Annotated in this window: 23 protein-coding genes (1 of these 23 cut by a window edge); 7 read left to right on the top strand and 16 right to left on the bottom strand. The window is 72.6% G+C overall.

Translation table 11 applies throughout. The annotated features are described in order from the left end of the window. From LCD35_RS07275 to LCD35_RS07305, 7 genes are all read right to left on the bottom strand, one after another. Positions 1 to 788, bottom strand: partial view of an MFS transporter gene (locus tag LCD35_RS07275; RefSeq protein WP_225043934.1) — the 5' portion only. Its footprint begins 184 nt before the window's first position; the window shows 788 of its 972 coding nt (coding positions 1–788); its start codon is at positions 786 to 788; the stop codon falls past the left edge of the window. A gap of 108 nt (positions 789 to 896) precedes the next feature. Continuing rightward, positions 897 to 1,964 carry a VOC family protein gene (locus LCD35_RS07280; RefSeq protein WP_225043935.1) on the bottom strand — a complete coding sequence of 356 codons (1,068 nt, stop codon included), beginning with the start codon at positions 1,962 to 1,964 and terminating at the stop codon, positions 897 to 899. A 21-nt stretch (positions 1,965 to 1,985) separates the two neighbouring features. Beyond that, positions 1,986 to 3,371: an MFS transporter gene (locus tag LCD35_RS07285; protein WP_225043936.1), complete on the bottom strand. Its 1,386-nt coding sequence runs from the start codon at positions 3,369 to 3,371 to the stop codon at positions 1,986 to 1,988. 45 nt (positions 3,372 to 3,416) lie between these two features. Continuing rightward, a complete protein-coding gene (locus LCD35_RS07290; protein ID WP_224955747.1) occupies positions 3,417 to 4,331 on the bottom strand; it encodes an amidohydrolase family protein in 915 nt (304 codons plus the stop codon). Between the two features lie 75 nt (positions 4,332 to 4,406). Then, entirely contained in the window at positions 4,407 to 5,090 is a 684-nt protein-coding gene (gene ligK / locus LCD35_RS07295; protein ID WP_224955748.1) for a 4-carboxy-4-hydroxy-2-oxoadipate aldolase/oxaloacetate decarboxylase, read from the bottom strand. Between the two features lie 14 nt (positions 5,091 to 5,104). Next, positions 5,105 to 6,130, bottom strand: a complete 1,026-nt coding sequence (locus LCD35_RS07300) for an amidohydrolase family protein (RefSeq protein WP_225043937.1) — start codon at positions 6,128 to 6,130, stop codon at positions 5,105 to 5,107. Next, on the bottom strand, positions 6,127 to 7,305 hold the full coding sequence (locus tag LCD35_RS07305) for a 4-oxalomesaconate tautomerase (RefSeq protein WP_225043938.1): 1,179 nt from the start codon (positions 7,303 to 7,305) through the stop codon (positions 6,127 to 6,129). The genes LCD35_RS07300 and LCD35_RS07305 overlap by 4 nt, the downstream gene beginning before the upstream one ends. Positions 7,306 to 7,558: 253 nt before the next feature. Here LCD35_RS07305 and LCD35_RS07310 point away from each other — a divergent pair, with 253 nt between their 5' ends. Then, positions 7,559 to 9,082, top strand: coding sequence for a sugar porter family MFS transporter (locus LCD35_RS07310; RefSeq protein WP_224955751.1), 1,524 nt, complete (start codon positions 7,559 to 7,561; stop codon positions 9,080 to 9,082). 127 nt (positions 9,083 to 9,209) lie between these two features. Here the strand turns inward: LCD35_RS07310 and LCD35_RS07315 are convergent, their stop codons facing one another. Next, on the bottom strand, positions 9,210 to 10,133 hold the full coding sequence (locus LCD35_RS07315; RefSeq protein ID WP_224955752.1) for a sugar-binding transcriptional regulator: 924 nt from the start codon (positions 10,131 to 10,133) through the stop codon (positions 9,210 to 9,212). A 574-nt stretch (positions 10,134 to 10,707) separates the two neighbouring features. Between LCD35_RS07315 and LCD35_RS07320 the strand changes: the two genes are divergently transcribed. From LCD35_RS07320 to LCD35_RS07335, 4 genes are all read left to right on the top strand, one after another. Then, the gene (locus tag LCD35_RS07320) at positions 10,708 to 11,799 is read left to right on the top strand and encodes an alcohol dehydrogenase catalytic domain-containing protein (RefSeq protein WP_225043939.1); all 1,092 of its coding nucleotides are present in this window, start codon (positions 10,708 to 10,710) and stop codon (positions 11,797 to 11,799) included. Positions 11,800 to 11,813: 14 nt separating this feature from the next. Further along, on the top strand, positions 11,814 to 13,127 hold the full coding sequence (locus LCD35_RS07325) for an RbtT/DalT/CsbX family MFS transporter (RefSeq protein ID WP_224955754.1): 1,314 nt from the start codon (positions 11,814 to 11,816) through the stop codon (positions 13,125 to 13,127). A 192-nt stretch (positions 13,128 to 13,319) separates the two neighbouring features. Continuing rightward, on the top strand, positions 13,320 to 14,543 hold the full coding sequence (locus LCD35_RS07330; protein WP_225043940.1) for an MFS transporter: 1,224 nt from the start codon (positions 13,320 to 13,322) through the stop codon (positions 14,541 to 14,543). Between the two features lie 148 nt (positions 14,544 to 14,691). Continuing rightward, positions 14,692 to 15,570, top strand: a complete 879-nt coding sequence (locus tag LCD35_RS07335) for a crotonase/enoyl-CoA hydratase family protein (protein ID WP_224967023.1) — start codon at positions 14,692 to 14,694, stop codon at positions 15,568 to 15,570. A gap of 115 nt (positions 15,571 to 15,685) precedes the next feature. On the opposite strand, the gene paaE is transcribed toward LCD35_RS07335, so the two are convergent. The 6 genes from paaE to paaZ are packed head-to-tail and all read right to left on the bottom strand — an operon-like array spanning position 15,686 to position 21,450. Beyond that, positions 15,686 to 16,768 carry a 1,2-phenylacetyl-CoA epoxidase subunit PaaE gene (gene paaE, locus LCD35_RS07340; RefSeq protein ID WP_224955757.1) on the bottom strand — a complete coding sequence of 361 codons (1,083 nt, stop codon included), beginning with the start codon at positions 16,766 to 16,768 and terminating at the stop codon, positions 15,686 to 15,688. Position 16,769: 1 nt separating this feature from the next. Next, entirely contained in the window at positions 16,770 to 17,276 is a 507-nt protein-coding gene (gene paaD / locus LCD35_RS07345; protein WP_224955758.1) for a 1,2-phenylacetyl-CoA epoxidase subunit PaaD, read from the bottom strand. Beyond that, a complete protein-coding gene (gene paaC / locus LCD35_RS07350) occupies positions 17,270 to 18,151 on the bottom strand; it encodes a 1,2-phenylacetyl-CoA epoxidase subunit PaaC (protein ID WP_224955759.1) in 882 nt (293 codons plus the stop codon). The genes paaD and paaC overlap by 7 nt, the downstream gene beginning before the upstream one ends. 7 nt (positions 18,152 to 18,158) lie before the next feature. Beyond that, positions 18,159 to 18,467, bottom strand: coding sequence for a 1,2-phenylacetyl-CoA epoxidase subunit PaaB (paaB, locus tag LCD35_RS07355; RefSeq protein ID WP_224955760.1), 309 nt, complete (start codon positions 18,465 to 18,467; stop codon positions 18,159 to 18,161). After that, positions 18,464 to 19,411, bottom strand: a complete 948-nt coding sequence (gene paaA / locus LCD35_RS07360; protein ID WP_224955761.1) for a 1,2-phenylacetyl-CoA epoxidase subunit PaaA — start codon at positions 19,409 to 19,411, stop codon at positions 18,464 to 18,466. Before paaA ends, paaB begins: the two co-directional genes overlap by 4 nt. After that, on the bottom strand, positions 19,408 to 21,450 hold the full coding sequence (paaZ, locus tag LCD35_RS07365; protein ID WP_225043941.1) for a phenylacetic acid degradation bifunctional protein PaaZ: 2,043 nt from the start codon (positions 21,448 to 21,450) through the stop codon (positions 19,408 to 19,410). The genes paaA and paaZ overlap by 4 nt, the downstream gene beginning before the upstream one ends. Before the next feature lie 509 nt (positions 21,451 to 21,959). Here paaZ and LCD35_RS07370 point away from each other — a divergent pair. Beyond that, positions 21,960 to 23,201, top strand: coding sequence for an acetyl-CoA carboxylase biotin carboxylase subunit family protein (locus tag LCD35_RS07370; RefSeq protein WP_225043942.1), 1,242 nt, complete (start codon positions 21,960 to 21,962; stop codon positions 23,199 to 23,201). A gap of 39 nt (positions 23,202 to 23,240) precedes the next feature. Continuing rightward, positions 23,241 to 25,274: a hypothetical protein gene (locus LCD35_RS07375; protein WP_224977688.1), complete on the top strand. Its 2,034-nt coding sequence runs from the start codon at positions 23,241 to 23,243 to the stop codon at positions 25,272 to 25,274. Positions 25,275 to 25,290: 16 nt separating this feature from the next. Here LCD35_RS07375 and LCD35_RS07380 read toward each other — a convergent pair whose 3' ends face one another. Both LCD35_RS07380 and LCD35_RS07385 read right to left on the bottom strand, forming a co-directional pair. Next, positions 25,291 to 25,554 carry a hypothetical protein gene (locus LCD35_RS07380; RefSeq protein ID WP_224955765.1) on the bottom strand — a complete coding sequence of 88 codons (264 nt, stop codon included), beginning with the start codon at positions 25,552 to 25,554 and terminating at the stop codon, positions 25,291 to 25,293. Between the two features lie 280 nt (positions 25,555 to 25,834). Then, positions 25,835 to 26,404, bottom strand: a complete 570-nt coding sequence (locus LCD35_RS07385) for a TetR/AcrR family transcriptional regulator (protein ID WP_224955766.1) — start codon at positions 26,402 to 26,404, stop codon at positions 25,835 to 25,837. Positions 26,405 to 26,583: the final 179 nt, after the last annotated feature.

Here is a 26,583-nt window from a genome sequence, read left to right on the forward strand (position 1 = left end):
ACCCCCCCCCCCCCCCGCCCCCCCGCCCCCCCCCCGCCGCGCCCCCCCCCCCCCCGCCCCCCCCCGCGGCCCGCCCCCCCCCGGGGGGGCGCGCCCGGGACGGGAGCGGCCGGGACGGGAGCGGCCGAAGCGAGGCCGTGCTCGGCCGAGACCGCGGCCGCTTCCTGCGACCTGCCGCGGGCGGCCAGGATCGCCGGGGACTCCGGCAGCAGCCGGACCGCCACCGGTAACAGCACCACCGCGGGCACCGCGCCCGCGACGAACACCCAGCGCCACCCGGCGGTGTCGACCAGCACCAGCGCGATGAGCGGCGCGAGCGCCCCGCCCGCCTGGTGCGCGGTCATGATCACCCCGGTGGCCAGCGCCCGGCGGTTCCCCGGCCAGAACTCCATGCCGTAGGCGATGGCGATCGGCAGCAGCGCACCGAGCCCGAAACCGCACAGCAGCCGGCAGAACCCGAACGCGACCGCGCTCCCGGCCAGCCCGGAGCCGAGGGTCGCGGCGGTGAACAGCGCCACCGAGGCGAAGACCGCCGGGCGGCGCCCTACCCAGCGGGTGACGGTGCCGGACAGGACGGTGCCGACGAGCATCCCGAAGGTGGTGGCGCTGCCGATCTCGCCCGCGGTCGCGTCGGTGAGCCCGAGCTGCCCGGAGCCGATCATCTCGGGCAGCACCGAGCCGTAGACGAAGGTGTCGATGCCGTCGAGCAGCACCAGCGCCCAGCACAGCGCGATGACGACCGCGCGCCGCCGGGCGGTCGGGTCGGGGGTGGTCGTGGTCCGGTTCATGGCGGGCTCCTCGCTGCCGACCTGTGCACTACCGGGTGGGGACCTGTCGAGGTGGAGAACTGCCGAGCTTCGAACGGTCCGGCCGGAGAACCGCCGGACGACGCGGGGTCAGTCGACCGGCGGTGTGCCGTGGGTGTGGAAGGACTCGATGGTCTGCAGGCCCCAGGCCTGGCCCCGCGCCCGTTCCCGCTCGGTCCAGGTGATCAGCGGCCAGTCGGGGGCGAGCACCAGGCGGGTCAGCGGGTTGCACAGCTCGACCCGGTTGCCACCGGGTTCGTAGACGTAGAGGAAGAAGGTCTGCTGGATGGCGTGCTTGTGCGGCCCGGTCTCGATGAACACGCCGGTGTCGACGGCGAGGTCGGCGGCGCGCAGCACGTCCTCGCGGGTGTCGGTGGCGAAGGCGATGTGGTGCAGCCGTCCCGAGGAGCCGGTGCGGTCCTTGGTGTGCACGAGGTCGTAGGACTTCTGGGTGAAGGTCTGCCAGCGGGCGGCGATCTCGCCGTCGTCCAGCCGGATCTGCTCGGTGGGGCGGGCACCGAGCACGTCGACGAGGAAGCCGCTGGCCCGCGCGACGTCGGCGGCGAGGTAGTTGACGTGGTCGAGCCTGCGGACTCCGACGCCGTGGCCGGGTTTGGCCTGCGGCTGGTTCTTCAGCGCGGGCGCGAGTTCGTCGGGCGCCTCGTACCAGGACGTCTCGTGGTAGAGCGCGATCTCGTGCCCGTCCGGGTCGACCGTGGTCCACAGTGGACCGATACCGGGTTCGTCGCGCACCCACCGCCCGCTGCCGCCCGCGGCCCGCACCGCCGCCGTGCGGCGCTCCAGGGCTTCGGCGGAGGAGCAGCGCAGCGCGGTGCGGCCGACGCCCGGCCGGTCGCGGCGGGTCACCACCAGGCTGTGGTGCTCGTAGTCGTCCCAGGTGCGCAGGTAGGTGTGGTCCCCGTCCTGCGCGGTGGTGGTGAGCCCGAGGAATTCGGTGCAGAAGGCCACCGTGTCCGCGGGGCACGGCGTGAACAGCTGGACGTGCCCGAGGTGGGCGACGTCGCCGAGCGGCGGGCGCGTGGTCGTGTCGGCGACCATCCGCGCGAGGGTGGTGAGCTGCTCCGGGACGGGGTTCTTCGGGACGGGGTGCTCCGGGAGCGGGTTCTCCTGGGCTGGCTCTTCCGGGACCGGGTTCATGCGACCTCTCCTCCGAAGGGTTCAGCGACCGGTGGCGGGTTCCGGCGCCGCCGACTCGGCGCGCAGCCGGATCTTGCGGGTGGCGGGTCCGAACAGCGCTAGCGCGATCGCCCCCACCACCCAGGTTCCCGCGATGAAGTAGAAGACGGTCCGGTAACCGTGGCCGCTGTAGAGCGCGGCGATGATCAGCGGCCCGAAGGCGTTGGACAACCGGCCCAGCCCGTAGGAGATCGAGGTGCCCAGCGACCGGCCGCCGGTGTCGTAGAGCTCCGGCGAGTAGGCGTAGGCCAGCGAGGTGTAGCCGCGTTCGAAGAGGTTCACCAGGAAGCCGAACACGACGACCAGCACCGGCAGGAACGTCAACCCGTACAGCAGGCCGGAACCGGCGATGATCAGGCCGAAGACCACCAGCGCCCACTTGCGCTCGAACCGATCGGTGACCTGCGCGGCCAGGAACGACCCGAGCGGCGCGCCGACGGTGGTGAGCGCGACGAAGAAGATGGAGTCCTCCACGCTGACGCCCTCGGCGGCCAGCAGCGTCGGCGCCCACGAGGAGAAGCCGAAGAACCCGATGGTCTGGGTGATCCACAGGACCGAGAGCAGCACGGTCGGGAACAGGAACTTGCGCTGCTTGAGCAGGCGCAGCCCCGGTTTCGCGGTGGCCGCCGCCGCGACCGGTTCGGCGGCGGCGGGCAGGGCGCCGTGCTCGTCGACGGCCTCGTCCTCCAGCCGCCGCAGGACCGCCTCGGCCTCCGCGCGGCGGCCGCGGTTCTCCAGCCACTGCGGGGATTCGACGAGCTTGCGCAGGAAGAACAGGAACAGCACGCCGAGCGCGCCCCACAGGTACACCAGCCGCCAGGTCTGCTCCCCCATCGGCACGACCAGCGCGGCGATCAGGTTGGTGACCGGGGTCCCGCAGATGCCGATCATGATCACGTAGGCCTGGAACTTGCCGCGCTTCGCCCGCGGGAACAGCTCGTTGAGGTACACGACCGCGACCACGGTCATCGCGGCGAGCCCGGCGCTGGTCAGCACCCGGAACACGCCCATCGAGGCGATGTCCCAGGCGAACACCGTCGCCAGCGACCACACCGAGAACCACACCGTGGTCAACGTCAGCGTCCGCTTCCGGCCCAGCCGGTCGGCCATCCCACCGGCCACCACCGACCCGAGGAACATGCCGACGAACGACAGCGAGGTCACGTAGGCGATGTGGCCGACGTCGGCGCCCCACTGCTCGCGGACCTTCGGCGCGGTGATGGCGAAGGTGTTGATGTCGGCGAACTCGAAGAAGTACGCGAACGCCAGGGCGGCGATCGTGGTCCGGTGGAACCGGGAGATCGGCAACCGGTCGAGCCGGTTCGCCGAGTTCGCGGCCCGTTCGTCGCCGTTGACGGGGTGCTGCACTGCGGTCTCCTCGGGGCGGGCCGGGCTTCGTCGCCCGGCCGTGGATCAGGCCTGCTCGTCCGGCCAGTACAGGCGCATCGGGTTGTCCACCAGCAGCGCCTGCCGCTGCTGCGGGGTGACCGCGATCCGCGGGACGTGGTCGAGCAGGAGCCCGTCGTCGGGCATGTGGTCGGTGAGGTTCGGGTGCGGCCAGTCGGTGCCCCACAGCACCCGGTCCGGGAAGGCCTCGACGGCGCGGCGCGCGAAGGGCACGACGTCGGCGTAGGCGTGCCGCTCGCCGTCGAGCGCGGGCGGGCCGGTGCGGGACAGGCGTTCCGGGCAGGAGACCTTGACCCACGCGCGGTGGCGGTCCGCGAACTCCAGGAACCGGCTGAACTCCGGCCCGTCCGGGTCCTGCGCGACGTCGGGGCGGCCCAGGTGGTCGATCACGATCGGCACCGGCAGGCTCGGCGCGAACTCCTCGATGTCGGGCAGGTCGCGGGCCTCGAAGTAGAGCACGACGTGCCAGCCCAGCGGCGCGATCTTCTCGGCGATGGCCCGCAGGGTCCGGGTCGGCGCGGTGTCGACCAGCCGCTTGACGAAGTTGAACCGCACGCCGCGCACCCCGGCCGCGTGCAGCCGCTCCAGCTCGGCGCGGGTGACGTCACCGTCCACCGCGGACACCCCGCGGGCTCGGCCGCCGGAGGCCCGCAGCGCGTCGACCAGGGCGCTGTTGTCGGTGCCGTGGCAGGTGGCCTGCACGATCACGTTGCGGGAGAGGCCGAGGTGGTCGCGCAACGCGAACAGCTGCTCCTTGCCCGCGTCGACCGGGGTGTACTTGCGCTCGGCGGCGAACGGGAAGCGCGCGGCGGGCCCGAACACGTGGCAGTGCGCGTCGACCGAGCCCGCGGGCGGGACGAACGCCGGGGTGCTCGGTTCCGGGTGCCAGGGCAGCCACCCCGGGGTGACTTCGGTGCTCATGGGGTTCTCCTCCTGCCGCCGGGGCGGCGTGCGTCGTTGCACGGGATCGCCGGTTCCCGCTCCGGGACCCGGAGTTCAGTCCCGGTAGGTCAGTCCCATGGCTTCGAGCTTCGGGCGCATGCCGTAGAGGTCCAGGCCGAGCTCGCCCTCCTGGAACCGCGCGCGCTTGCCCGCTTCCCCGGACTCCCGCTTCGCGGCGGCCGCCGCCACCTCCGATGCCTTCGCGGCGGGAACCACGACCACTCCATCGGTGTCGGCCACGATGACGTCGCCCGGTTCGACCAGCGCGTTGGCGACGACGACCGGCACGTTCACCGAGCCGAGGGTGGCCTTGACGGTGCCCTTCGCGTTGATGGCGCGGGAGAACACCGGGAAGTCCATGGCGCGCAGCTCGTCGACGTCGCGGCAACCGCCGTCGATGACCAGCCCCTTCGCGCCGCGGGCGCGCAGCGAGGTGGCGAGCAGTTCGCCGAAGAAGCCGTCCTCGCATTCCGTGGTGCAGCCGGCGACCAGCACGTCGCCCTCCTGCACCTGCTCGGCGGCGACGTGCAGCATCCAGTTGTCCCCGGGCTGCAGCAGCGCGGTGACGGCGGTGCCGCAGACCCGCGCCCCTTCGTAGACGGGGCGGACGTAGGGCCGCAGCAGCCCGACCCGGCCCAGCGCCTCGTGGACCGTGGCGACGCCGAAGTCCGCGAGGGCTTCGACGGCGTCCCGGTCGGCGCGCTGGACGGTTCGGTGGACGATTCCGAGTTCGTGCACGGTGCTCCTTCGGTTCAGCGGCCCTGCGCGGTCAGGCGCGCGTCCAGCCGGGGGTAGGCGCGGCGGGCGTTGCCCGCCTCGATGGCGGCGAGGGATTCGGCGGTGAGCCCGGCGTGCTCGACGTAGCGGCGGGTGTCGTCGAAGTGGTGCCCCGTGCGGGGGTCGATGCCGCGCACCGCGCCGACCATCTCCGAGGCGAACAGCACCGACTCGTGCGGGATCACGTCCAGCAGCAGGTCGATGCCCGGCTGGTGGTAGACGCAGGTGTCGAAGAAGACGTTGCCCAGCAGCGCTTCCTCCGGCTCCGGCTTGCCCAGCGCTTGGGCGAGCCCGCGGAACCGGCCCCAGTGGTAGGGCACCGCACCGCCACCGTGCGGGATCACCAGGCGCAGCTCGGGGAAGTCGGCGAACAGATCTCCCTGCAGCAGCTGCATGAACGCGGTGGTGTCGGCGTTGAGGTAGTGCGCGCCGGTGGTGTGGAACGCCGCGTTGCAGCTGGTGGACACGTGCACCATCGCGGGCACGTCCAGCTCGACGAGCTTCTCCCACACCGGGTACCAGTGCCGGTCGGTCAGCGGCGGGGCGGTCCAGTGCCCGCCGGAGGGGTCGGGGTTGATGTTCACCGCGACCGCGCCGAGTTCCCGCACCACCCGCTCCAGCTCGGGCAGGGTCGTCGCCGGATCGACCCCGGGCGACTGCGGCAGCATCGCGCCGGGCGCGAACCGCTCCGGGTAGAGCTCCGAGACCCGGTGGCACAGGTCGTTGCAGATCCGCGCCCACGCCGCGGAGGTCGCGAAGTCCCCGATGTGGTGCGCCATGAACGAGGCGCGCGGGGAGAAGACGGTGACGTCGATGCCGCGCTCGTCCATCTGCCGCAGCTGGTGGGCTTCCAGGGACTCGCGGATCTCGTCGTCGCTGATGATCGGGCCCGCCGGGTCGGGCCGCAGCGCCGGGTCGGCCAGCCCGGCGACCTGCGCGTCGCGCCAGCGGCCGAGCGGCTCGGGGGCGGTGGTGTAGTGGCCGTGCACGTCGATGATCACGCGGAACGCTCCTCGGCAGCGGGATTCCAGAGGGCGGCGGGTACGAGGACCTCGCCGGACATCAGCAGGCGGGCGGTGCGCAGCAGTCCCGAGCGCAGTACCCGGCCGGGTTCGGCGGGGTCGAGCCCCAGGGTGACGCTGAACTCGCCGGACGGGTGCTCCACCGAGACGGTGGGTTCGGTGCCGCGGACCTCGGCGGCCACCTCGCGGGCGACGCTGCCCTCCAGCACGCACGCGGTGGCGGCGGTGACCGCGGCCAGCACGCCGATCGAGCGGTGCGCGACCCGCGGGATGAGGCTGCGGGTGGACAGGTCGCCGCCGTGCCGGGGCGGCGCGACGAGCGTCATCTTCGGGTAGTTCTTCGCCTCGACGTCGCCGAGCCCCATCGCGCGGCCGCAGACCAGCCGCAGCGCCTCCACCTTCGCCCGGAGCTCCGCGTCGGCGTCGATCTCGGCGGGGTCCTCGTAGCCGGTGGAGCCGAGCCGCGCGGCTTGGACGACCACCAGCGGCTGCCCGTTGTCGATCAGCGTCACGTCCACCGCGCCGAGCCCGGGGACGTCGACGGTGTCCCGCGTGTTCCCGGTGGGCAGCAGCGAACCGGCCACCGAGCCCGCGGTGTCCAGGAACCCGATCTCGACCGGCGCGGCGGTGCCGGGGACGCCGTCGATGCGCGCGTCGCCCGCGTACTCGACGTGCCTGGTCCCGTCCGGCCCGGCGGGAGTGCGGACGGTGATCTCGGCGACCATGCCGGTGTTGCGGGTGAGCACACGGGCGGTGGTGCGGTCGGCGTCCGGGACGACCATGCCGGTCTCGACGGCGAACGGGAGCACCGCGGCGAGCATGTTCCCGCAGTTCGCGGTCGTGTCGACGGTGCTCCCGCCGGGCTGCACCTGGCCGAACGTCCACTCCACGTCCACGCCGGGGCGCTCGCTCGGGCGCACGATCCCGACCTTGCTGGTCAGCGGGTGCGCTCCCCCGAGCCCGTCGATCTGCCGCTCGTCCGGGGAACCGAGCGCGGCCAGCAGCACCGCGTCGCGGGTGGGAACGTCCGCGGGCAGCGCCCGCTCGTCGAAGAACGGTCCCCGCGAGGTGCCGCCCCGCAGGAACAGGCACGGGACCGCGGTCTGCGCGCCGCGGCGGTGCGAGCGCGCGGCCGGTCCGGCGTCGGCGGGCATGGCATTCCTCCTCCGAGGTGCCGCGGGTGCGGCGTCCTCCGTGGGCATGCCGAGCAACCTAAACTATGAACACGATTGTTAACAATCCCTTAGACAAAATCAGGTTCGGTGGGTGGTCCCGGACCTCGGGGGCCTGGCGGACCGGATGCCGCGCCCGCGCTCCGGCACCAGCACGTTGCCAGCGCTGCGACCAGGGGCGGGGCGCCATAGCATCGCATCCGCCACGGCCCTCCAGCGCCTGCGAGGAGTGCGGATGTCCGAACAACACGGCGGCTCCGACGACCCGGAGCTCGCGGGCTTCGACGAGGAGCCGGACCTGTCGGCGGCGGAGCGGGACCTGCGTGGTGTGCCCACCCGGACGCCCGCGGGGGATCCGATCCGGAACGTGTACTACGTGGCGTTCGTGGCCGCGCTGGGCGGCCTGCTGTACGGGTACGACACCGGGGTCATCTCCGGCACCCTGATCCAGATCGCCCAGGACTTCGGCATCACCGAGTCCTACCGGCTGTTCGGCGCCACCATCCCCGGCCACACCATCGAAGAGATGATCACCGCCTCGATCCTGGTCGGCGCGGTGGTGGGCGCGCTCGGCGCGGGCTGGTTCGCGATGCGGTTCGGCCGCCGGTCGACGATCATCACCGTCGCGGTGATCTTCGCGGTCGGCGTGGTGCTGGCCGGGCTCTCCCCCGAACCGCTGACGCTGATCGGCAGCAGGCTGCTGCTGGGGCTGGCGGTGGGTGGCTGCACCCAGACCATCCCGACCTACATCGCCGAGCTGTCCCCGCCGGAGCGCCGCGGTGGTTTCGTCACCTTCTTCAACGTCGCGATCGGCATCGGCATCCTCTCCGCCGCGCTGGTCAACGTGGTGTTCCGCGAAGCCGGCTGGCACTGGAAGATCATGGTCGCGGTGGTGCCCGCGGTCCTGCTGGTCCTCGGCATGCTCCGGGCCCCCGAGAGCCCGCGCTGGCTGGTGCACCACGACCACGTCGACGCGGCGCGGATGGTGCTGCGGTGGGTCCGGCCCGACGGTCCGGCCGCCGACCGCGAGGTGCGCGGGATCGAGCACGTGCTCCAGCGGGAGAACGAGGCCCGCGGCGGCCCGTGGTCGGCCCTGGGCGAGAAGTGGCTGCGCCCGGCTCTGGTCGCGGGCCTGGCGGTCGCGATCTTCACCCAGATCACCGGGCTGGAGATGATGATCTACTACACGCCGGTCATCCTGACCATGGTCGGCTTCTCGTCCGGGTTCTCGCTGTGGGCCAACGTCGGCGTCGGCGTCGTGTACGTGGTGATGACGCTGGTCGGCAAGCTGGTCGTCGACCGGATCGGCCGCCGCAGCCTGATGCTGGCGATGCTGCCCGGGTCGGCGATCTCGATCGCGCTGTTCGGGCTGCTGTTCCTGGTCTCCGGCCAGCGGCCGGACCCGTGGCTCGCCCTGGCGCTGCTGCTGGCGTTCATGTTCTTCCAGGCGGGCGGCATCCAGGTCGTCGGCTGGCTGATCGGCTCGGAGATCTACCCGCTGCGGATCCGGCCCGCCGCCACCGGCCTGCACGCCGCCGCGCTGTGGGGGGCGAACCTGCTGGTCACCTCGACGGCGCTCACCCTCGTCAACGCGCTCACCCTGGGTGGGGCGATGCTGGTCTACGCCGCGCTGAACGTCCTGGCCTGGGTGGTCGTGCTGCTCCGCGTGCCCGAGACGAAGGGCCGGTCGCTGGAGACCATCGAGCGCAGCCTGAAGCGCGGGACCTTCCTGCCCGAACCGGTGCGGCACAGGTCCTGACGCCGCCGCGCTGGCGGTCTCACCAGGTGCGCGCCGCGGCGCGCAGCTCCCCGAGGACCGACCGGAGGTGGTGGCCGAGCGCGCGGGTCGAGGCGGGCGGCGTCCGCTAGCGGCGGACCCGGTCGGCTCACCCGAGCGCGAGCAGCTCCTCGGCGGCGGTGGCGTCGGTGACGAGGCCGTGGATGAGGCCGGAGCGGATCGCCGCGAGCATCGCCTTGGTCTTCGTGGCGCCGCCGCCGACGGCGATCACCTCCGGCACCGCGCGCAGCAGCTCCGCCGGGATCGCGATGCAGCGGTCCTCCAGCCCGGAGACCACGCCGCCCTGCACGTTGAGCAGCGTCCCGCACACCTCGGCCTGCACGCCCTTGGCGAGCAGCGCCCGCCGCTCCTCCACCGGCAGCGAGTCGTGCATCTTCGAATCCGGCGGGTCCCAGCTGCCGACGCCGACGACCGCCCGCGTCACCGTCCGGTGCAGCTCCAGCGCCCGGGCGATCCCGGGCTGGCTGCGCAGCCCGCGGGCCGTGGTGGTGTCGGCGACGACGAACGGCGCGTAGATCGGGCTCGCCGGGCCGCCGTTGACCGCGGACACCTGCCGCACCAGCTCGACGGTGTTCTCCGAGACCGAACCGGCGACCCCGGTCAGCTGCACCACCGGGCAGGTCGCCAGCTGGGTCAGCGACTCGGGGATCGAACCGAGCGTGCGGCCCCAGGCGACGCCGAGGCAGTCGTCCTCGGTCACCACGTCGCCGAGCAGCTCGGCGGCGACCTTGCCGAGCTGGCGCCGCCGGGTGGCCGCGTCGTCGGCCGTGACCACGGCGAGCGCCCGCTTCAACCCGAAGTGGCGGCGCAGCCGGTCCGAGAGCCCGGCGTCCACACCGGACGGGAGTTCGACGGTGATGCGCACGATCCCCGCCGCGTGCGCGGCGTCGAGCAGCCGCGCCACCTGGAACCGCGACAGCGCGAGGTCCTCCGCGATCTGGGACTTCGTCCGCTTCTCGAAGTAGTGCTTCGTCGCGACGAGCGCGGCCAGCATCTGGCGCTCCGGACCCACCTGGACTCCCGACTGGCGTGACGACCGCTCATATGAGCGGCCGGTGTTGACTGATGAGCGGGGCGGGTCCGAAGGTAGCACCTCGTCGACATCGGGGTCCGACGCGCGAGGAGAGCAGTGCACGGCAACGCGACAGGACCGGCTCACCGGAGCCGGGCCGGGCGGTGGGGACGAACCACCGCCTCCGGTCGAGGCTGCCCGGCCCCTCGCCGCGAGCACGACCCGGCCTACGAGCGCTCGGCTGATCGGCGCCTCGCCGGCCCGGCACGGCCGGGTCCTCCCCGTATCCCGCTGCCCCGCACCGGCCCACCGGGCGGGGCGGCGGCGACGAGCCTGCGGAACCGGCCGGCCCGGGACGGCGCCGGAGGAGCGGACTCCGCGCCGAGTCCGCCCGTCCGGCCCGCCCCGGCCGCGCCGGTCTCCGCTCCCCCGTTGGCCCACGGCCCGCTGGGCGCTCGCGGTGGCGGAGTGCACCTCGCCCCCGCGTGCAGCAGCCTGCCCCTGGCAACGGAGCTGATCCGCCCCCTCCGGCGGGCGGATCGATGATCGAGAAGTGGAACCACTGGAGGCAAAGGTGCCGAACCCCATTCCCAGCCGGATGTCGGCTGTCGTCGTCCACGGCCCGGAGGACTACCGCCTGGAAGAGGTGGACGTCCCCGCACCGGCCGCGGGCGAGTTGTTGATCGAAGTGGAAGCGGTCGGCGTCTGCGCCAGCGACCTGAAGTGCTACCACGGCGCCGCGAAGTTCTGGGGCGACGAGAACCGCGCCGCCTGGGCGCAGAAGGGGATCATCCCCGGCCACGAGTTCGTCGGCACCGTCGTGTCCGGTGACGAGGAGGCGCTGCGGCACCACAAGGTCGAGGTCGGCGACCGGATCGCCTGCGAGCAGATCGTGCCCTGCGAGGAGTGCCGGTACTGCCGCCGCGGCGAGTACTGGATGTGCGGGCCGCACGACATGTTCGGCTTCCGCAACTACCACGGCGCCATGGCCCAGTACACGCTGGTGCCGAAGAAGGCCCGCGCGCACAAGGTCTCGCACGACCTGAAGCCGGAGCACGCCGCCTACGCCGAACCGCTGTCCTGCGCGCTGCACGCGGTGGAGCGCGCCGACATCAAGTTCGGCGACGTGGTCGTCGTCGCGGGCTGCGGCCCCATCGGCCTCGGCCTGATCGCCGGTGCGCGGCAGAAGAACCCGATGACGCTGGTCGCGCTGGACCTCGACGACGACAAGCTCGAACTGGGCCGCCGCTGCGGCGCCGACGTCACCTTCAACCCGCTGAAGGACGACGTGGTCGCCAAGGTCGCCGAGCTGACCGAGGGCTACGGCGCCGACGTCTACCTGGAGGGCACCGGTGCCACCCCGGCGGTCGGGCAGGGGCTGAACCTGCTGCGCAAGCTCGGGACCTACGTGGAGTACTCGGTGTTCGGCTCGGACGTGACGGTCGACTGGTCGATCATCTCCGACGACAAGGAGCTCAACGTCCTCGGCGCGCACCTCGGGCCGCACTGCTGGCCCGCGGCGATCAAGCTGCTGGAGCAGGGCAAGATCCCGGTCGACGAGATCTGCACCCACCAGCTCGGTTTGAGCGAATTCCAGCAGGCCCTCGACCTGGTCGCCGACACCTCGGGTGCGTCGGTCAAGGTCTCGATCCTGCCCAACGCGTGAAGGGCGGGACTGACATGACCACCACCGAGACCACCGGCGCGCAGCGCGAGACCTTCCTCGACCGGGTCGGCATCCCGCACTCGCTGCGCTGGGGATTCTTCGCCGTGCTCGTCTTCATGACCGGCAACGGCACCGAGACCAACTTCATCTCGCCGCACATCGAGACCGTGCTCGACAGCCCCGCCACCACGGTGAGCACGATCATCTCCATGTACGGCGTGTCCGTGCTGGTGGGCAGCTACCTGTCCGGCGTGCTGGCCGACCTGTGGGGGCCGCGCCGCGTGATGCAGCTCGGCGCCGCCGTGTGGGTGGTGTTCGAGGCGCTGTTCCTGGTCGCGCTCGGCACCGGCAGCATGCCGCTGGTGTTCCTGACCTACTTCCTGCGCGGGTTCGGCTATCCGCTGTTCGCGTTCGCGTTCCTGGTGTGGGTCAACGTGGTCACGCCGGTGGAGCGCAACGGCAAGGCCGTCGGCTGGTTCTACGTGATGTTCACCGGTGGCCTGCCCACGCTGGGTTCGCTCTACGCGCTGGGCATGATCCCCGTCTTCGGCGGCGGCACCGGCGGCGAGACCGGGGCGATGATCGCCTCCATCGCGCTCGTGGTGATCGGCTTCCTGATCGCGCAGTTCGCGGTGCACGAACCGCACGGTGACCGCCGCGTCGCCGCCGCGGAGCTGTCCACCGGCGAGGTGCTGACCGCGGGCCTGCGGCTCACCGCGCGCCGGCCGAAGATCCTGATGGGCTTCCTGGTGCGGCTGATCAACACCGCGCCGCAGTACGGCATGTTCATCATCCTGCCGACGGTCATCGCCGACGAGCTCGGCTGGGGCCAGTCCCGCTGGCTGGTCATGACCACGCTGGTCTACGCGTCGAACATCCTGCTCAACGCCGTGTTCGGCGCCATCGGCGACAAGTGGGGCTGGCGGCGCACCGTGCAGTGGTTCGGCGTCTTCGGCTCCGCGCTCGGCCTGCTCGCCTGGTGGTACGTGGCGCACCTGGTCCCCGCCGGTTCGGCGTGGGGCTTCTGGGCCGCGACCGCCGCGGGCTGCGTGTTCGGCGCGCTGCTCGCCGGGTTCGTGCCGATGGGCGCGATCATGCCCGCGCTCGCTCCCGAGCAGAAGGGCGCCGCGATGGCCATGTACACCACCGCGGCCGGCGGTGCGGCGTTCCTCGGCGCGGCCGTCCCGGCCGTCGTGCTCGCCATCGGGCTCGGCAACGCCGGCGTGGTGTGGGCGTTCGTCCTGCTCTACGTGGCCGCGTTCATCATGGTCGGCTACCTGAAGGTGCCGGAGGACGAGAACCGGCGGGCGGTGGCCGCGAGCCGCTGACCCGTTCCGCTCGACGCAGGTCCGCCCGTGCCGCACGGGCGGACCTGCTCGCGTTCGGGACCCGTACCGGGCGGGCGGCACCTCGCCACCGTCCACATCGGCCGGACGGGTGTCCGGGATCACGTGCCGCGACGGAGTTTCGGGCGGGAATCCGCTTGACCGTGCCGCGACGGCCGGGCGTGTGCTGGGCGCATGCCGCTCACCGCCGCCACCTACCTCGCCTCGCACCTGCTGAGCCTGCTCGGCAACGGGATCGCCGCGGTCGCGCTGCCGCTGATCGTGCTGCAGACCACCGGGAGCCCGCTGGGCACCGCGGTCCTCGCCGGGGCGACCGCGATTCCCGCCGTGGTGGTCGGCCTGCTCGGCGGGGTCGTGATCGACCGGATCGACCGGCGCACCGCCTCGGCGGTCTCCGACCTCGTCTCCGCCGCATCGGTCGCCGCGCTGCCCCTGGTCGACCTGCTGTGGGGCCTGAACCTGACCTGGTTCGTCCTGCTGGGGATCCTCGGCTCGTTCGGGGACGTGCCCGGCACGACGGCGCGCGAAGTGCTCGCGCCCGCGGTGGCGCGGCACGCCGGGATCGACCTGACCCGGTTGATCGGCCTGCGCCAGACCACGACCTCCGCGGCCCTGGTGATCGGCCCGGCGGCGGCCGGCCTGCTGCTCGCCACCTTCGACGCCACCTCGGTGCTGTGGATCACCGCGGGGACTTCGGCCGCGGCGGCGCTGCTGACGCGGACGCTGCCGCGCGGGCTCGGCGCGGTCGAGGCCCCCGCGGCGCCGCGCCGCTCGGTGCTGCGGGAACTCGGCGAGGGCTTCGCCGTGGTGGGGCGCAGCCGGTTCCTGCTCGGCACATCCGGGATCGTCGTCGGCCTCGCCGTGGCGCTCGGCGGGTTGCAGGGCCTGGTGATGCCGCTGTACTTCGACCGCATCGCCCGGCCCGACCTGCTCGGGCTGGTGCTCACCGCGCTCGCCGCCGGGATGCTGGGCGGCGCGGCGCTCTACGGCGCCGTCGGGCGGCGGCTCGGCACCCGGACGTGGCTGTCGATCGGATTCGCCCTCACCACCGCCGGATTCCTGCTGATGGCGTCCCTGCTCGCCCCGGCCGCGGTGTTCGCGGGCGCCGCCTTGCTCGGCCTGGGCAACTCCGTGGTCGGCGCGGTCGTCGGGGTGCTGCAGGTCGAACGCACCAGCGGTGCGGTGCGCGGGCGGGTGCTCAGCCTCAAGACCACGCTGCTGACCGTCGCCGCCCCTGCCGGGATCGGGCTGGCCGGGGTGGTGGCCGAGCACGGGACGCCGGTCCTCGCCGGGCTCAGCGTCGCCGGGGTGTGGGTGCTGGTGCTGGCGGCCGTGCTCGGCACCCGCGCGCTGCGCGACGTGGGGCGGGCGCCGGCCCCCCCCCCCGCCCGCGGCTGAGGACGCGGTGCGCACCGCGCGCCACGCGGCATGTGGTGGGCTGGTGCCCGCCCCGGGGCCCGCCCGCAGCGGAGCACCGGCGGCGGCGCGGAGCGCACCACCGGCTCGGCGACGCGATCACACCGGCGTGACCAGGAGGAACCGAACCATGCAGACCATCCGCCACGACGTCACCACCGACGGCGTCCTCGTCGTCACGCTGGACCGCCCGGACCAGCTCAACGCCTTCACCGTCACCATGGCCGACGAGCTGGAGGAGACCTTCGTCCGGGCCGCCGCCGACGACTCGGTGCGCGCGGTCGTCGTCACCGGTGCCGGGCGCGCCTTCTGCGCCGGCATGGACCTCAGCGCGGAGGGCAACGTGTTCGGCCTGGACGAGTCGAAGCGGCCGACGCTCACCGACCTGGCCGACCTGTCCGATCCGGAGCTGGCCCGCGTCCGCGACACCGGCGGCCGCGTCACCCTCGCCGTGCACGACTGCACCAAGCCCGTCATCGCCGCCATCAACGGCGCCGCCGTGGGCATCGGGGCGACGATGACGCTGGCGATGGACGCGCGCCTGATGTCGAGCAGGGCGCGCTTCGGCCTCGTGTTCGGGCGGCTCGGCATCGTGCCGGAGGCCGCGTCCTCCTGGTTCCTGCCGCGCATCGTCGGACTGCCCCGGGCACTGGACCTGGCTTACCGGGCGGACATCCTCGACGCGGCGGCCGCCGCGGAAGCCGGGCTCGCGAACGCCGTGCACGAGCCCGACGCGCTGCTCGACGAGGCGCTGCGGCTCGCCGACGCCTGGACCAGGGACCGCTCGCCCGTCGCGACCGCGCTGACCCGCCAGCTGATGCGCCGCGGCAGCGCCCTCGCGCACCCGCGCGACGCGCATCGGCTCGACTCGCTCGCGATGTTCTACACCAACATCGGCGACGGCGCCGAAGGCGTCGCCGCCTTCCGGGAGAAGCGCGCGCCCGAATTCCGCGGCAAGGCCTCCGACCTGCCCGCCTTCCACGCCGAATGGCTCGACGAGCAGCGGTGATCGCCGGCGTCAGCGGTACCGGGCGAGGCCGCGTTCGTCGTGGGTGGCGGCGCGCCGGGGGCGTCCCGGGGCGCGGTCGAGGACGTCGTCTCTCTTCGCGCAGCGGGGGCCATCGTCACGCGTCGTAGTCCACGGTGACCTCGTCGGAGCAGGGCAGGCTCTGGCAGGTGAGCACGAAGCCCGCGTCCACTTCGGACCGTTCCAGGGCGAAGTTGCGGCGCATGTCGACCTCGCCGCGGGTGACCAACGCGCGGCAGGTCCCGCACACCCCGCCCTTGCAGGCGAACGGCAGGTCGGGCCGGGAGCGCTGCGCACCGTCCAAGATGGACGCATCGCGGGACAGCGAGATCGTGGTGGCCCGGCCGTCGAGCACGACGGTGACCTCGCTGGCCGCGCCGCCCACCGCCGCGTCCGGATGCCGCACCGGTGCGGGCGGGGCGTCGTCGACGAAGAACAGCTCCAGGTGGATGCGGTCCTCGGCGACCCCGGCGCCGACCAGGTGGTCGCGGGCGGCGGTGACCAGCTCGAACGGTCCGCACAGCCACCAGTGGTCCACCGCGTCGAGGTCACCGAGCAGCGGGCCGAGCGCGGCGAGCTTCGCCGGGTCGAGCCTGCCGGTGAACAGTTCGGCCTCGCGCGGTTCCCGGGACAGCACGTGGATCAGCTCCAGCCGCGCCGGGTGGCGGTCCTTCAGGTCGGCGATGTCGTCGGCGAACATCACCGTGTCGGCCCGCCGGTTGCCGTACAGCAGCGTCACCGAGGCGTCGGGTTCGCGCAGCACCGTCGCCGCGATCGACAGCATCGGCGTGATGCCGGAGCCCGCGGCGATGAGCACGTGCCTGCCGGGCACGCCCGGTTCCGGGGTGAAGTTCCCGGTGGGCGTGCCGACCTCGACCTCGTCGCCGGGGCGCAGGTCGTGCACGAGCCAGGTGGAGAACAGCCCGTCCGGCACCTCCCGCACCCCGATCCGCGGTGCGGTCCCTTCCGGGGAGCAGATCGAGTAGGAGCGCCGTTCCTCGCGCCCGTCGATGGTGCGCCGCAGCGTCAGCGACTGCCCGGCGCGGAACGCGTACGCCCCGGCGAGCTCGTCGGGCACCGCGAAGGTCACCGCCACGGCGTCGTCGCACAGCCGGGAGACGTCGGCGACGCGCAGCACGTGGAACTCACCGCGCAGCCGGGACGCAACGGGGGTGCTCACGTCAGATCTCCTTCACGTGCTCGAACGGTTCGGCGCAGGAGCGGCAGCGGCGCAGCGCCTTGCACGCGGTCGCGGCGAACCGGGACACCTCGACGGTGTCGGGCGAACCGCACCGCGGGCAGGACACCCGCCGCACGGTGGGGCCGAGGGTCAGCGGGATCGGCCCGGCCGCCGGCCGCGGCCCGGTGCCGGGCGGGGCGACGCCCGCTTCGGCGAGCTTGCGGCGCCCGTCCGCGCTGATCCAGTCGCTGCTCCAGGCCGGGGTGAGCACGGTGCGGATCTCCACCTCGCGGTATCCGGCGCCGCGCAGCGCGTGCTCCAGGTCGTCGCGCATGGTGTCCATCGCCGGGCACCCCGAGTAGGTCGGCGTGATCGTGACGACGACCCGGCCGCCGGACTCCGACACCTCGCGCAGCACGCCGAGGTCGGCGAGGGTGAGCATCGGCAGCTCCGGGTCCACCACCGCCGCGGCGACGGTGCGCGCGTCCTGCCGCAGGCCGGTCACCACGTCGCCCCCGGCATCGCCCGGGCCACGCTCTGCAGCTCGGCCAGCAGGAATCCCATCGCTTCGGTGTGCACGCCGTCGCGGCCGGTCCGGTTCGAGACCCCGGCGATCGGTGCCGCGTCCGGCTCGGCCAGCGTCGCGGCGGCGAACACCTGCGCCAGCACCGCGTCGAACTCGGCGCGCAGCCCGGCCGGGTCGACGCCGACGCCGTCCGCGGCGAGCGCCTCCTCCACGGGATGGGTGGTGAACAGCTCGGCCACGTACGGCCACACCGCCGCGAGCCCAGCGGTGACGCGCTGGTGGGAGTGCTCGGTGCCGTCGCCGAGGCGCACCACCCACTGCGCGGCGTAGTCGCGATGGTAGGTGACCTCCTTGACGCCCTTGTCGGCGATCGCGGCCAGCACCGGGTCGCGGGAGCCGGTGAGCCGCTGCAGCAGCGCGAGCCGCCAGGTGGCGAACACCAGCAGCCGGGCGACCAGTTCGCCGAAGTCGCCGCGTTCCAGCTCGACGAGCCGGACGTTGCGGAACTCGTGCTCGGCGCGGGAGAACGCGTAGTCGTCCTCACCCCGCCCCCGGCCCTCCGCCTTCCCGGCGCGGGCGAGGAGCAGCCGCGCCTGGCCCAGCAGGTCGAGGCCGATGTTCGCGATCGCCACCTCGTCCTCCAGCTCGGGCGCCCGGGTGCACCACTCCTGCAACCGGTGCGAGAGGACCAGCGCGTCGTCGCCGAGCATCAGGCAGTACGCGGCGAGCGCGGCGTCGTCCACGCCGCCCGGGACGGTGGTGTCCACTCCGGACAGCGGGTCCTCGAAGCCGGTGCCGAACGCCCAGCGGGCGTCGCCCTCCTCGGTGAGGGCTTCGTAGGCGTTGTCGAAGGACATCGGTGCCTCACATGTGCGGGACGGACTCGGGGATGTCGTAGAACGTCGGGTGCCGGTACACCTTGTCGCCGCTGGGCGCGAAGAACGGGTCCTTCTCGTCGGGCGAGGAGGCGGCGATGGCCGAGGCGCGCACCACCCAGATCGACACGCCCTCGTTGCGGCGCGTGTAGAGGTCGCGGGCGTGGTGCAGCGCCATCTGGTCGTCGGCGGCGTGCAGCGAGCCGACGTGCACGTGGTTCAGCCCGCGCTTGCCGCGGACGAACACCTCGTACAGCGGCCAGTCGTGCCGGGCACCGGCGGGGTTCGAGTCGCTCATGCCGTCGCCTCCTGGTTCTTCGCCGCGTGCGCGGCCGCGGCCTCGCGGACCCAGGCGCCTTCGTCGTGGGCGCGGCGCCTGCGGGCGATGCGCTGCGCGTTGCACGGGCCGTTGCCCTGCAGCACGTTCTTGAACTCGGCCCAGTCGACGGCGCCGAAGTCGTAGTGCCCGCGGTCGGCGTTCCACGCCAGGTCCGGGTCCGGGAAGGTGACGCCGAGGGCGTCGGCCTGCGGCACGGACATGTCGACGAAGCGCTGCCGCAGCTCGTCGTTGGTGTGCCGCTTGACCTTCCACGCCATCGACTGGGCGGTGTTCGGCGAGTCGGCGTCCGGCGGGCCGAACATCATCAGCGACGGCCACCACCAGCGGTCGACGGCCTCCTGCACCATCTCCCGCTGCTGCCCGGTGCCCCGCATCATCGTCATGAGCAGCTCGTAGCCCTGGCGCTGGTGGAAGGACTCCTCCTTGCAGATCCGCACCATCGCCCGCGCGTAGGGGCCGTAGGAACTCCGGCACAGCGGCACCTGGTTGCAGATCGCGGCGCCGTCGACGAGCCAGCCGATCACCCCGACGTCGGCGAACGTCAGCGTCGGGTAGTTGAAGATCGACGAGTACTTCTGGCGGCCCGAGATCAGCTTCTCGGTGAGGTCCGCCCGGTCCACGCCGAGGGTTTCCGCCGCCGAGTACAGGTACAGCCCGTGCCCGGCCTCGTCCTGCACCTTCGCCAGCAGGATCGCCTTGCGCCGCAACGAGGGCGCCCGCGTGATCCAGTTCCCCTCGGGCTGCATGCCGATGATCTCGGAGTGCGCGTGCTGGGCGATCTGGCGGACCATCGTCTTGCGGTAGCCCTCGGGTGTCCAGTCGCGCGGTTCGATCCGCTGATCGCGTTCGATGGTCCGCTCGAAGTGGGATTCGAGTTCGGTCTCGGGGAGCGTGGCGGTCATCGGTCCTCCTTCGCGACGAGGGTCAGCACGTCGTACTTCGCGACGGACTCGCCGTTCTGGTTGGTGACGTCGGCGTCCCACCGGACCTCGCCGTAGTCCTGGTCGACGCGCGGGGTGATCTGCTTGGCCGTCAACGTCACGGTCAGCTCGTCGTCCGCCTGCACCGGCGTCAGGAAGCGCAGGTTCTCCAGCCCGTAGTTCGCCAGGACCGGGCCGGGTTCCGGCGAGACGAACAGGCCCGCGGCGAACGAGACCACCAGGTAGCCGTGCGCGACGATCCCGCCGAACAGCGGGTTGGCCGCGGCCGCTTCCGGGTCGGTGTGGGCGTAGAAGGTGTCGCCGGTGAACTCGGCGAAGTGGTCGATGTCGGCGCGGGTGACGGCGCGCGGCCCGGCGACGACGGTGTCGCCGATCTCCAGCTGCGTCAACGACTTCCGGAAGGGGTGGGCCTCGGCCTCGCGCCGCGGGGCGCCTGGGACCCAGCGCCCGGTGATCCCGCTGAGCGCGGCGGGCGAGCCCTGCACGGCGGTGCGCTGCATGTGGTGCAGCACGCCGCGGATGCCGCCCAGCTCCTCCCCGCCGCCCGCGCGCCCCGGGCCGCCGTGCACGAGCTGCGGCATCGGCGAGCCGTGCCCGGTGGATTCCTCCGCATCGGCGGCGTCGAGCACCAGCAGGCGACCGTGGAACGGTGCGACGCCGAGCACGACCTCGCGCACGAAGTCCGGGTCGGCGGAGACGACGGAACCCACGAGGCTGCCGCCGCCGCGGGCCGCCAGCTCGACGACCTGTGCGGCGGAGGTGTAGGGCAGCAGCGTCGAGACCGGCCCGAACGCCTCGACCTCGTGCGGCTCGGGCCGTTCCGGGTCGGCGCGCAGCAGCACCGGCGAGAGGAACGCGCCGCGTTCGGCGTCCGCGCCGACGACGTCGACGTGCTCGGGGTCGCCGAACACCACCGAGCCGGCCGCCAGCAGCGCCTTCAGCGAGCGGCGGACCTCTTCGCGCTGCTCCAGGCTCGCCAGCGCCCCCATCCGGACCCCGTCGGCCTCGGGAGCGCCGACGGTCACCTTCGCCAGCCGCTCGGAGGCCGCCGCGGCGACCTCGTCGACCAGCTCGGCAGGCACGAACGCGCGGCGGATCGCGGTGCACTTCTGCCCGGCCTTGACCGTCATCTCGGTGGTGAGCTGCTTGACGAACAGGTCGAACTCCGCGGTGCCCGGGACCGCGTCGGGCCCGAGGATCGAGCAGTTCAGCGAGTCGGCTTCGGCGTTGAACCGCACCGAGTTCCGCACGATCGCCGGGTGGGCGCGCAGCTTCTGCGCCGTCGCGGCCGAGCCGGTGAACGACACCAGGTCCTGCGCGGTCACGTGGTCCAGCAGGTCTCCGGCGCTGCCCGCGACGAACTGCAGCGAACCCTCCGGCAGGATGCCCGATTCGACGATCAGCTCGACCAGCCGCGCCGTCAGGTACGCCGTCTGGCTGGCGGGCTTGACCAGGCTCGGCACCCCGGCGAGGAACGCGGGGGCGAACTTCTCCAGCGGGCCCCAGACGGGGAAGTTGAAGGCGTTGATCTGCACGGCGACCCCGCGCAGCGGGGTGGCGATGTGCTGGGCCAGGAACGTGCCGCCCTTGCTCAGCGGCTCGACGGCGCCGTCGACGTGGATGGTGTCGTTGGGCAGTTCGCGCTTGCCCTTCGAGCCGTATGCGAACAGCACGCCGATGCCGCCGTCGACGTCGAACTTCGAGTCGCCGAGCGTGGCGCCGGTCTTCGCGGACAGCGCGTAGAGCTCATCCCGGTGCTCGCGCAGGTGCGAGGCGAGCGCCTTGAGCAGCGCGGCGCGCTGGTGGAAGGTCAGCCGCCGCAGCGCGGGACCGCCGACCTCGCGGCCGTACCGCAGCGCGGCGGCGAAGTCGATCCCGGCCGAGGAGATCCGCGCGACCTCCTCCCCGGTGGAGGCGTCGTGCAGCGGAGCGCCCTCGTCCGCCGCCGCGCGCCACTCCCCGGAGACGTAGCTGCGCAACAGCTCTGCCGCGTGCCCCATCGACCCTCCTCAACCGATTAACCGACCGAACGTTCAGGAACTGATGCTAGCGCGCCCGCGGAGCCGGGGGAACCCGGAACCGCGAAGCAGCGGCCCCGCGTCCCGGCTCGCCCGCGCGAGTTCACCCCGCGCGCCCAGCCCGTCGGCCGACCGCGCCCGGCCGGACCGGCGCTCCCGGCGACACCGAGGTCCGGGCGCCCGCGACCGCGAAGGCCTGCGCGATCCCGGCACCCCTCCGGCCGCCGCCGAGCACCCGCCGTCCGCCGGGATCCGCGCCGGACGATCGACCGGCGCGACCCGCGGTGGCCGACCCCGCCGCTGCGGCCCCCGCGTCCCGGCGCCGAAGCCCGGTTCCCGGCGCGGACCACTCCGCATTCCGCCGCACGCCGCACCCCGATCCGCCGGACGGCCCCGCACCGGGACACGTTCGCCGGTTCGGCGGCGCGGAATTCGGGACTACCGTTGTGCCACGTCGGGAAACTCGACGAGCCCAGATGGAGGGACGGTCCATGCCGAAGCCCGAATCTGCCACCAAGGACCCGAACAAGGGCTGCGTAGCGCTCCTCGGCTGGAGCCTCAACGCGGTGGAAGCCCTCGACCGGTTCGACCGGAGGTACGTGGTCGTCGCACCGGACTGGGCGGAGGAGTACTGCGCCGAACACGACATCCCATACCTGCGCTGGAACTTCGAACGGCTCAACGACCGCTCGATGGAGATCGCCGAGCTGCTGCAGGACCGCGGCGTCGACGTGGCCATCCCGCTGTTCGAGGAGACCGTGGAGTGGGCCGGGGCGATCAACTCGGTGCTGCTGGACAACCCGCGGCTGCTCGGCCAGGCGATGTTGTTGCGGGACAAGGCGTTGATGAAGCGCCGCGCCCAGCTCGGCGGCATCCGGGTGGGGATCTTCGAGGAGGCGCACGACCGGGACGACGTGATCCGGTTCCTCAAGCGGGTCAACCAGACGCTGCTCAAGCTCGACGGCGACCCGAACGACCCGATCCACATCAAGGCCTTCGACAAGGCGGGCTGCCTCGGGCACCGGGTGATCCGCACCCCGGACGAGATCGACGCCATCCCGGACGAGGAGTTCCCCGTCCTGATGGAATCGCACCTGGACGGCTGGGAGTTCGCCGTCGAGGCGTGGATCCACCACGGGAAGATCAAATTCCTGAACATCTCCGAGTACGTCACGCTCGGGTACTCCGTGTTCGTCCCGGCGACGCCGGCGCTGGAGCGGTTCCGGCCGCAGATCACCGAACAGGTGGAGAAGCTGATCAAGGCGTTCGACATCGAATTCGGCTTCGTGCACCCCGAGTACTTCGTCACCAGCGACGGCGAGATGTACTTCGGCGAGGTCGCCTACCGGCCCCCGGGCTTCCGGGTCTTCGAGCTGCTGGAGCGGGCCTACGGGTTCAACGCCTACCAGGGCCTGGCGCTGGCCTTCGACCCGAAGACGACCGAGGAGGAGATCGACGGCTTCTTCCCGCGCGAGGTCGTGGACGCCACCGGCGTCGCCGGGTGCTTCGGGGTGTACCCGCGCCGACGGGTCGTCAGCGAACTGCAACTGCCCGAGGAGACCGAGGACGACGACTACTATGAGTCCCACGATCTGACGGCCCCGCCGGAGGCGACCGTGACCAAGCGGACCGCGTTCGGCAACCACTGGGGCCTGGTGTACTTCTTCGGTGACGACCCGCACCGGATGCGAGACCTGTTGAAGCAGCAGGAAGAGCTCGACTTCTACGTCTGAGGTCTCCGCGCACGCGGGAGGCCTCGCAGGGAGAGACCCGTGGAACCGACCGCCGACGCCGAGGGTGCGCCGACGACGCTGGACCGGCGCGTCGGCTCGCTCGACGACGCCGTCCGCGCCCTGTCCGGGACCCGCGACTTCGGGAAGCCGGCGAAGCTGCGCCGGGTGCTGGAGGCGCTGCGGCGGGTGCTCCGGCAACCGGGCGGCGCGGCGGCGGTCCAGGCCCGTGCGCAGGCGCTGGACGAGGCGGGGTTGTTCGACGGCACCGACTGGGCCTCCCCCGCCATCCTCATCCCGGCGCTGGCCGGGCCCGGCCTCCGCTGCGAGAACGCGGACACGCTGGTGCTGGAGGCGACCAGCGAGCTGCGGCTGCTCGCGATCGCGCGCGGCGAGTACGCCCACCCCGCGTTCTCCGCCGACGACGCCCACCAGTTCCTCTCCCAGGTGCTGGCGATGAACCTGGATCTGCTGTTCACCCCGCCCAACGAAGCGGAGCGCGCCCGGCAGGGGCGCAACGCGCAGCTGATCCGCGACCTGTTCCAGTACCTCGCCGACGGCATCGGCTACGACAGCGTGCTCGGCGAACTCGTCGACGAGATCTGGCGGATCCTGCGCCAGCGGCCGATCCAGGTCGAGCAGGTGCAGTCGCTGATCACCCGGATCTCCGTCTACCGCAGCGACCCGGACGTCGACTTCGGCTCCACCTCCGGGCAGGGCCTGGACCGGCTGATCACCAGCCTGTTCGGCACGACCGAGGCGTGCCGGGACGATCCGGGGATCCCCGCGTTCCGCGAGCGGCTGGAGGCGATGGACACCAGCGGCCTGCAGTACGAGGCCAGCGGGTTCGCGCGGGCGATGCACGACACCGGGCTGGTCTCGCCGTACCACGCCGAACTGCTGCGGTTCCTGCTCGGCGACAACGACTACCTCGTCGCGGAGGCGCTGGGCCTGTCCGACATCGGCCGCACGTGCCTGATGCGCTACCGCGACGTGGTGCGCCGGCTGGTCGAGGAGGCGGTGCACCCGCAGACCGCGCAGTGCGTCTACGGGCTCGCGCTGCTGCTCGACCGCGGCGTGCTGCACGAGGCCCCGGTGGTGCCCGCGCTGTGGCGCCAGCTCTCCCTGGAGCTCTCCCCCACCGCCCGGCAACGCCTGACCGCGGTCTTCGGCGACGAGCCGAGCCCGGAAGCGCGGCTGGTAGCGGGGGTGATCTCGATGCTGGGCCAGCCGCTCGGCGTCGGGCAGGGCGACAACCCGACCTGCCAGTCGGCCCGCGCGCTGTCGATGTGGGCCTACAACGACCCGGACTACCTGCTGCAGCTCGTCGTGTGGGCGGCCCGGGACGACGAGATCATCATGCATTTCGAGGGCAGCCCGCTGTCCTCGAAGGACAGCGCGGGCGGAGTCGCCAAGGCCATGCCGATCGACCTGGACCCGGTGTCGCTCGTCGTGGTGCCGCACCTCGACCGGATCTACGCCGAGATGGGACGGCGCTGCGCGGACCGGCCCGGGGACCCGCACCGCTGGGTCAACCCCGAGTTCCACGGCTGGTGGGCCGCGCGCGGCTTCTGGATCAACGTCGACGTGGCGACCGGGAACCTGGTGGACCTGGACGAGTTCCTGCGCCAGTTCCACGCGGGCTACCACCCCGGCTACAACGGCGGGCGGCCGCTGATCCACCCGCAGCCGGCCGGGATCGCCGTCACCGACAGCGCGGCGCGCTACATCGGCTGGCACGCGATCACCATCCTGCGGGTCGGGCCGGATCCGCAGGGCGTCGTGCGGGTGTACTTCTTCAACCCCAACAACGACAGCGGGCAGGACTGGGGCGACGGCGTGGTCGTCTCCACCACCGGTCACGGCGAGCGGTTCGGGGAGGCGTCGCTGCCGTTCGACCAGTTCGCCTCCCGCATCTACATCTTCCACGTCGACCCGCTCGAACGCGGCGAACCCGAGCGCGTCCCCGCCGAGGACGTCGAGCGGATCATCGGCTACCTGGAGCGCAGCTGGGGCCGCGACCGGTTGCGCCCCGGCGCGTTGCAGGCCTCGGAAGGACCGCACGGCGATCACTAGCTCCGTCCACTTCGGACTACGACTCGGCGCCCTCCGGATACCCCACCTTCGCGTTCCACAGCGCGGGACGTTCCCGCCCGGCGAACTCGTGCACGTATCCGCAGCGCGCGCAGATCAGCCCGGTGGCGGACCGGTTTCCCCACACCAGGTCGAAGGAGCTGGCGGAGGTGGTGCTCAGCTTCACCTGGCGGGACCAGAACAACCCGTGGTCGCACACCAGGCACCGGAAGGCGCGCCCCAGCACGGTGACGAGCTTCGGGTCGGACCTGAGACCACCCATGCCACGATCGTCCCAGCCGACGTCCCCCACCGGCATGCGCCGATCAGGCACAAACCCGACATCCTGCCGCACGTTCCGCGTTCCCCGGACGAACCCGGCAGCACTGCGCCGGCCAAGACGAACGAGCGGCGCCGGGCGGCGTGCTGCGGCGCGGAGCGCGGATGACCGCGTTCGTCGACCGCCGCTGCTACCTTCTCTCCCCGATCACGCCACCTCCCGAAGTCCCTCGGAGTGCCGCTGGAATCGGGGCGGGGAGCCGGAAATCCGTGTTCGAGGACGATCAGGTGCCGGGTCGGACGCCGTCGATCAGCATGCGCACGAGCTGCTCCACGCTGACGTGCCAGCCGTCCTTCGCCAGATGTCCGCTGAGCTCCATTCCTGCGATGCCGTGCGCGCTCGACATCAGCAGAGCGCCGTAGCGGCGGGCGTCCGGTTCGCCGACGATATCGGCGACGAGGGCGAGGTATTCGGTCTCCAAGCGGCTCGCCGCCTCGGCGGCCACCGGGGTACCTGCCGACGTGCTGAACATCAGCGCGTACCGGTGCGGTGTCCGGCGGGCGACTTCGATGAGCGCCAGCACGGCTCGTTCGAGTCGCGCGGCCGGTTCGACGCCCGGATCCGCCCGCAGTCCTTCCACTTCGTCGGCCAGGGAGTTCCAGGCTCCGATGGCGAGCTCGGCCAGCAGGTGCTCCTTGTTCTTGAAGTGCCCGTAGGGCGCACCGCGCGAGACCCCGGCTCTGGCCCCCACCGCGCGGAGGGTCACGGCATCGGGCCCGCCCTCGTCGAGCAGTTCGGACGCGGCGAGGACGAGGGTGCGCCGAGTTGCGGCGGCGGTCTGAGCCCGGGTCACGAGGACAACCCTACTTGACAGTGTCACCTGAACGGGGAACAGTCACTCATGTGACGCCGTCACACAAGTTGTCCGCCGATGATGCCGGAGCGCCGCGAGCGATCCTGCTCCGCCGGGAACATCGGACCCGGAAGCGAAGGTGTCGGTGCGGCCCGCGACCGTCCTCCCCTCGCATCGGC

Origin of the sequence: Saccharopolyspora sp. 6V (genome assembly GCF_020176785.1) — a bacterium.
Classification (GTDB): domain Bacteria; phylum Actinomycetota; class Actinomycetes; order Mycobacteriales; family Pseudonocardiaceae; genus Saccharopolyspora_C; species Saccharopolyspora_C gregorii.

Excerpts from the sequence above, each read along its gene's own strand:
- LCD35_RS07335 (WP_224967023.1), top strand. The coding sequence starts at position 14,692 with ATGCAGACCATCCGCCACGACGTCACCACCGACGGCGTCCTCGTCGTC.
- LCD35_RS07280 (WP_225043935.1), bottom strand. The coding sequence starts at position 1,964 with ATGAACCCGGTCCCGGAAGAGCCAGCCCAGGAGAACCCGCTCCCGGAG.
- LCD35_RS07310 (WP_224955751.1), top strand. The coding sequence starts at position 7,559 with ATGTCCGAACAACACGGCGGCTCCGACGACCCGGAGCTCGCGGGCTTC.
- paaB (WP_224955760.1), bottom strand. The coding sequence starts at position 18,467 with ATGAGCGACTCGAACCCCGCCGGTGCCCGGCACGACTGGCCGCTGTAC.
- LCD35_RS07370 (WP_225043942.1), top strand. The coding sequence starts at position 21,960 with ATGCCGAAGCCCGAATCTGCCACCAAGGACCCGAACAAGGGCTGCGTA.
- paaZ (WP_225043941.1), bottom strand. The coding sequence starts at position 21,450 with ATGGGGCACGCGGCAGAGCTGTTGCGCAGCTACGTCTCCGGGGAGTGG.
- LCD35_RS07325 (WP_224955754.1), top strand. The coding sequence starts at position 11,814 with ATGACCACCACCGAGACCACCGGCGCGCAGCGCGAGACCTTCCTCGAC.
- LCD35_RS07305 (WP_225043938.1), bottom strand. The coding sequence starts at position 7,305 with ATGCCCGCCGACGCCGGACCGGCCGCGCGCTCGCACCGCCGCGGCGCG.
- LCD35_RS07330 (WP_225043940.1), top strand. The coding sequence starts at position 13,320 with ATGCCGCTCACCGCCGCCACCTACCTCGCCTCGCACCTGCTGAGCCTG.
- paaC (WP_224955759.1), bottom strand. The coding sequence starts at position 18,151 with ATGTCCTTCGACAACGCCTACGAAGCCCTCACCGAGGAGGGCGACGCC.
- LCD35_RS07380 (WP_224955765.1), bottom strand. The coding sequence starts at position 25,554 with ATGGGTGGTCTCAGGTCCGACCCGAAGCTCGTCACCGTGCTGGGGCGC.
- paaA (WP_224955761.1), bottom strand. The coding sequence starts at position 19,411 with ATGACCGCCACGCTCCCCGAGACCGAACTCGAATCCCACTTCGAGCGG.
- LCD35_RS07290 (WP_224955747.1), bottom strand. The coding sequence starts at position 4,331 with ATGAGCACCGAAGTCACCCCGGGGTGGCTGCCCTGGCACCCGGAACCG.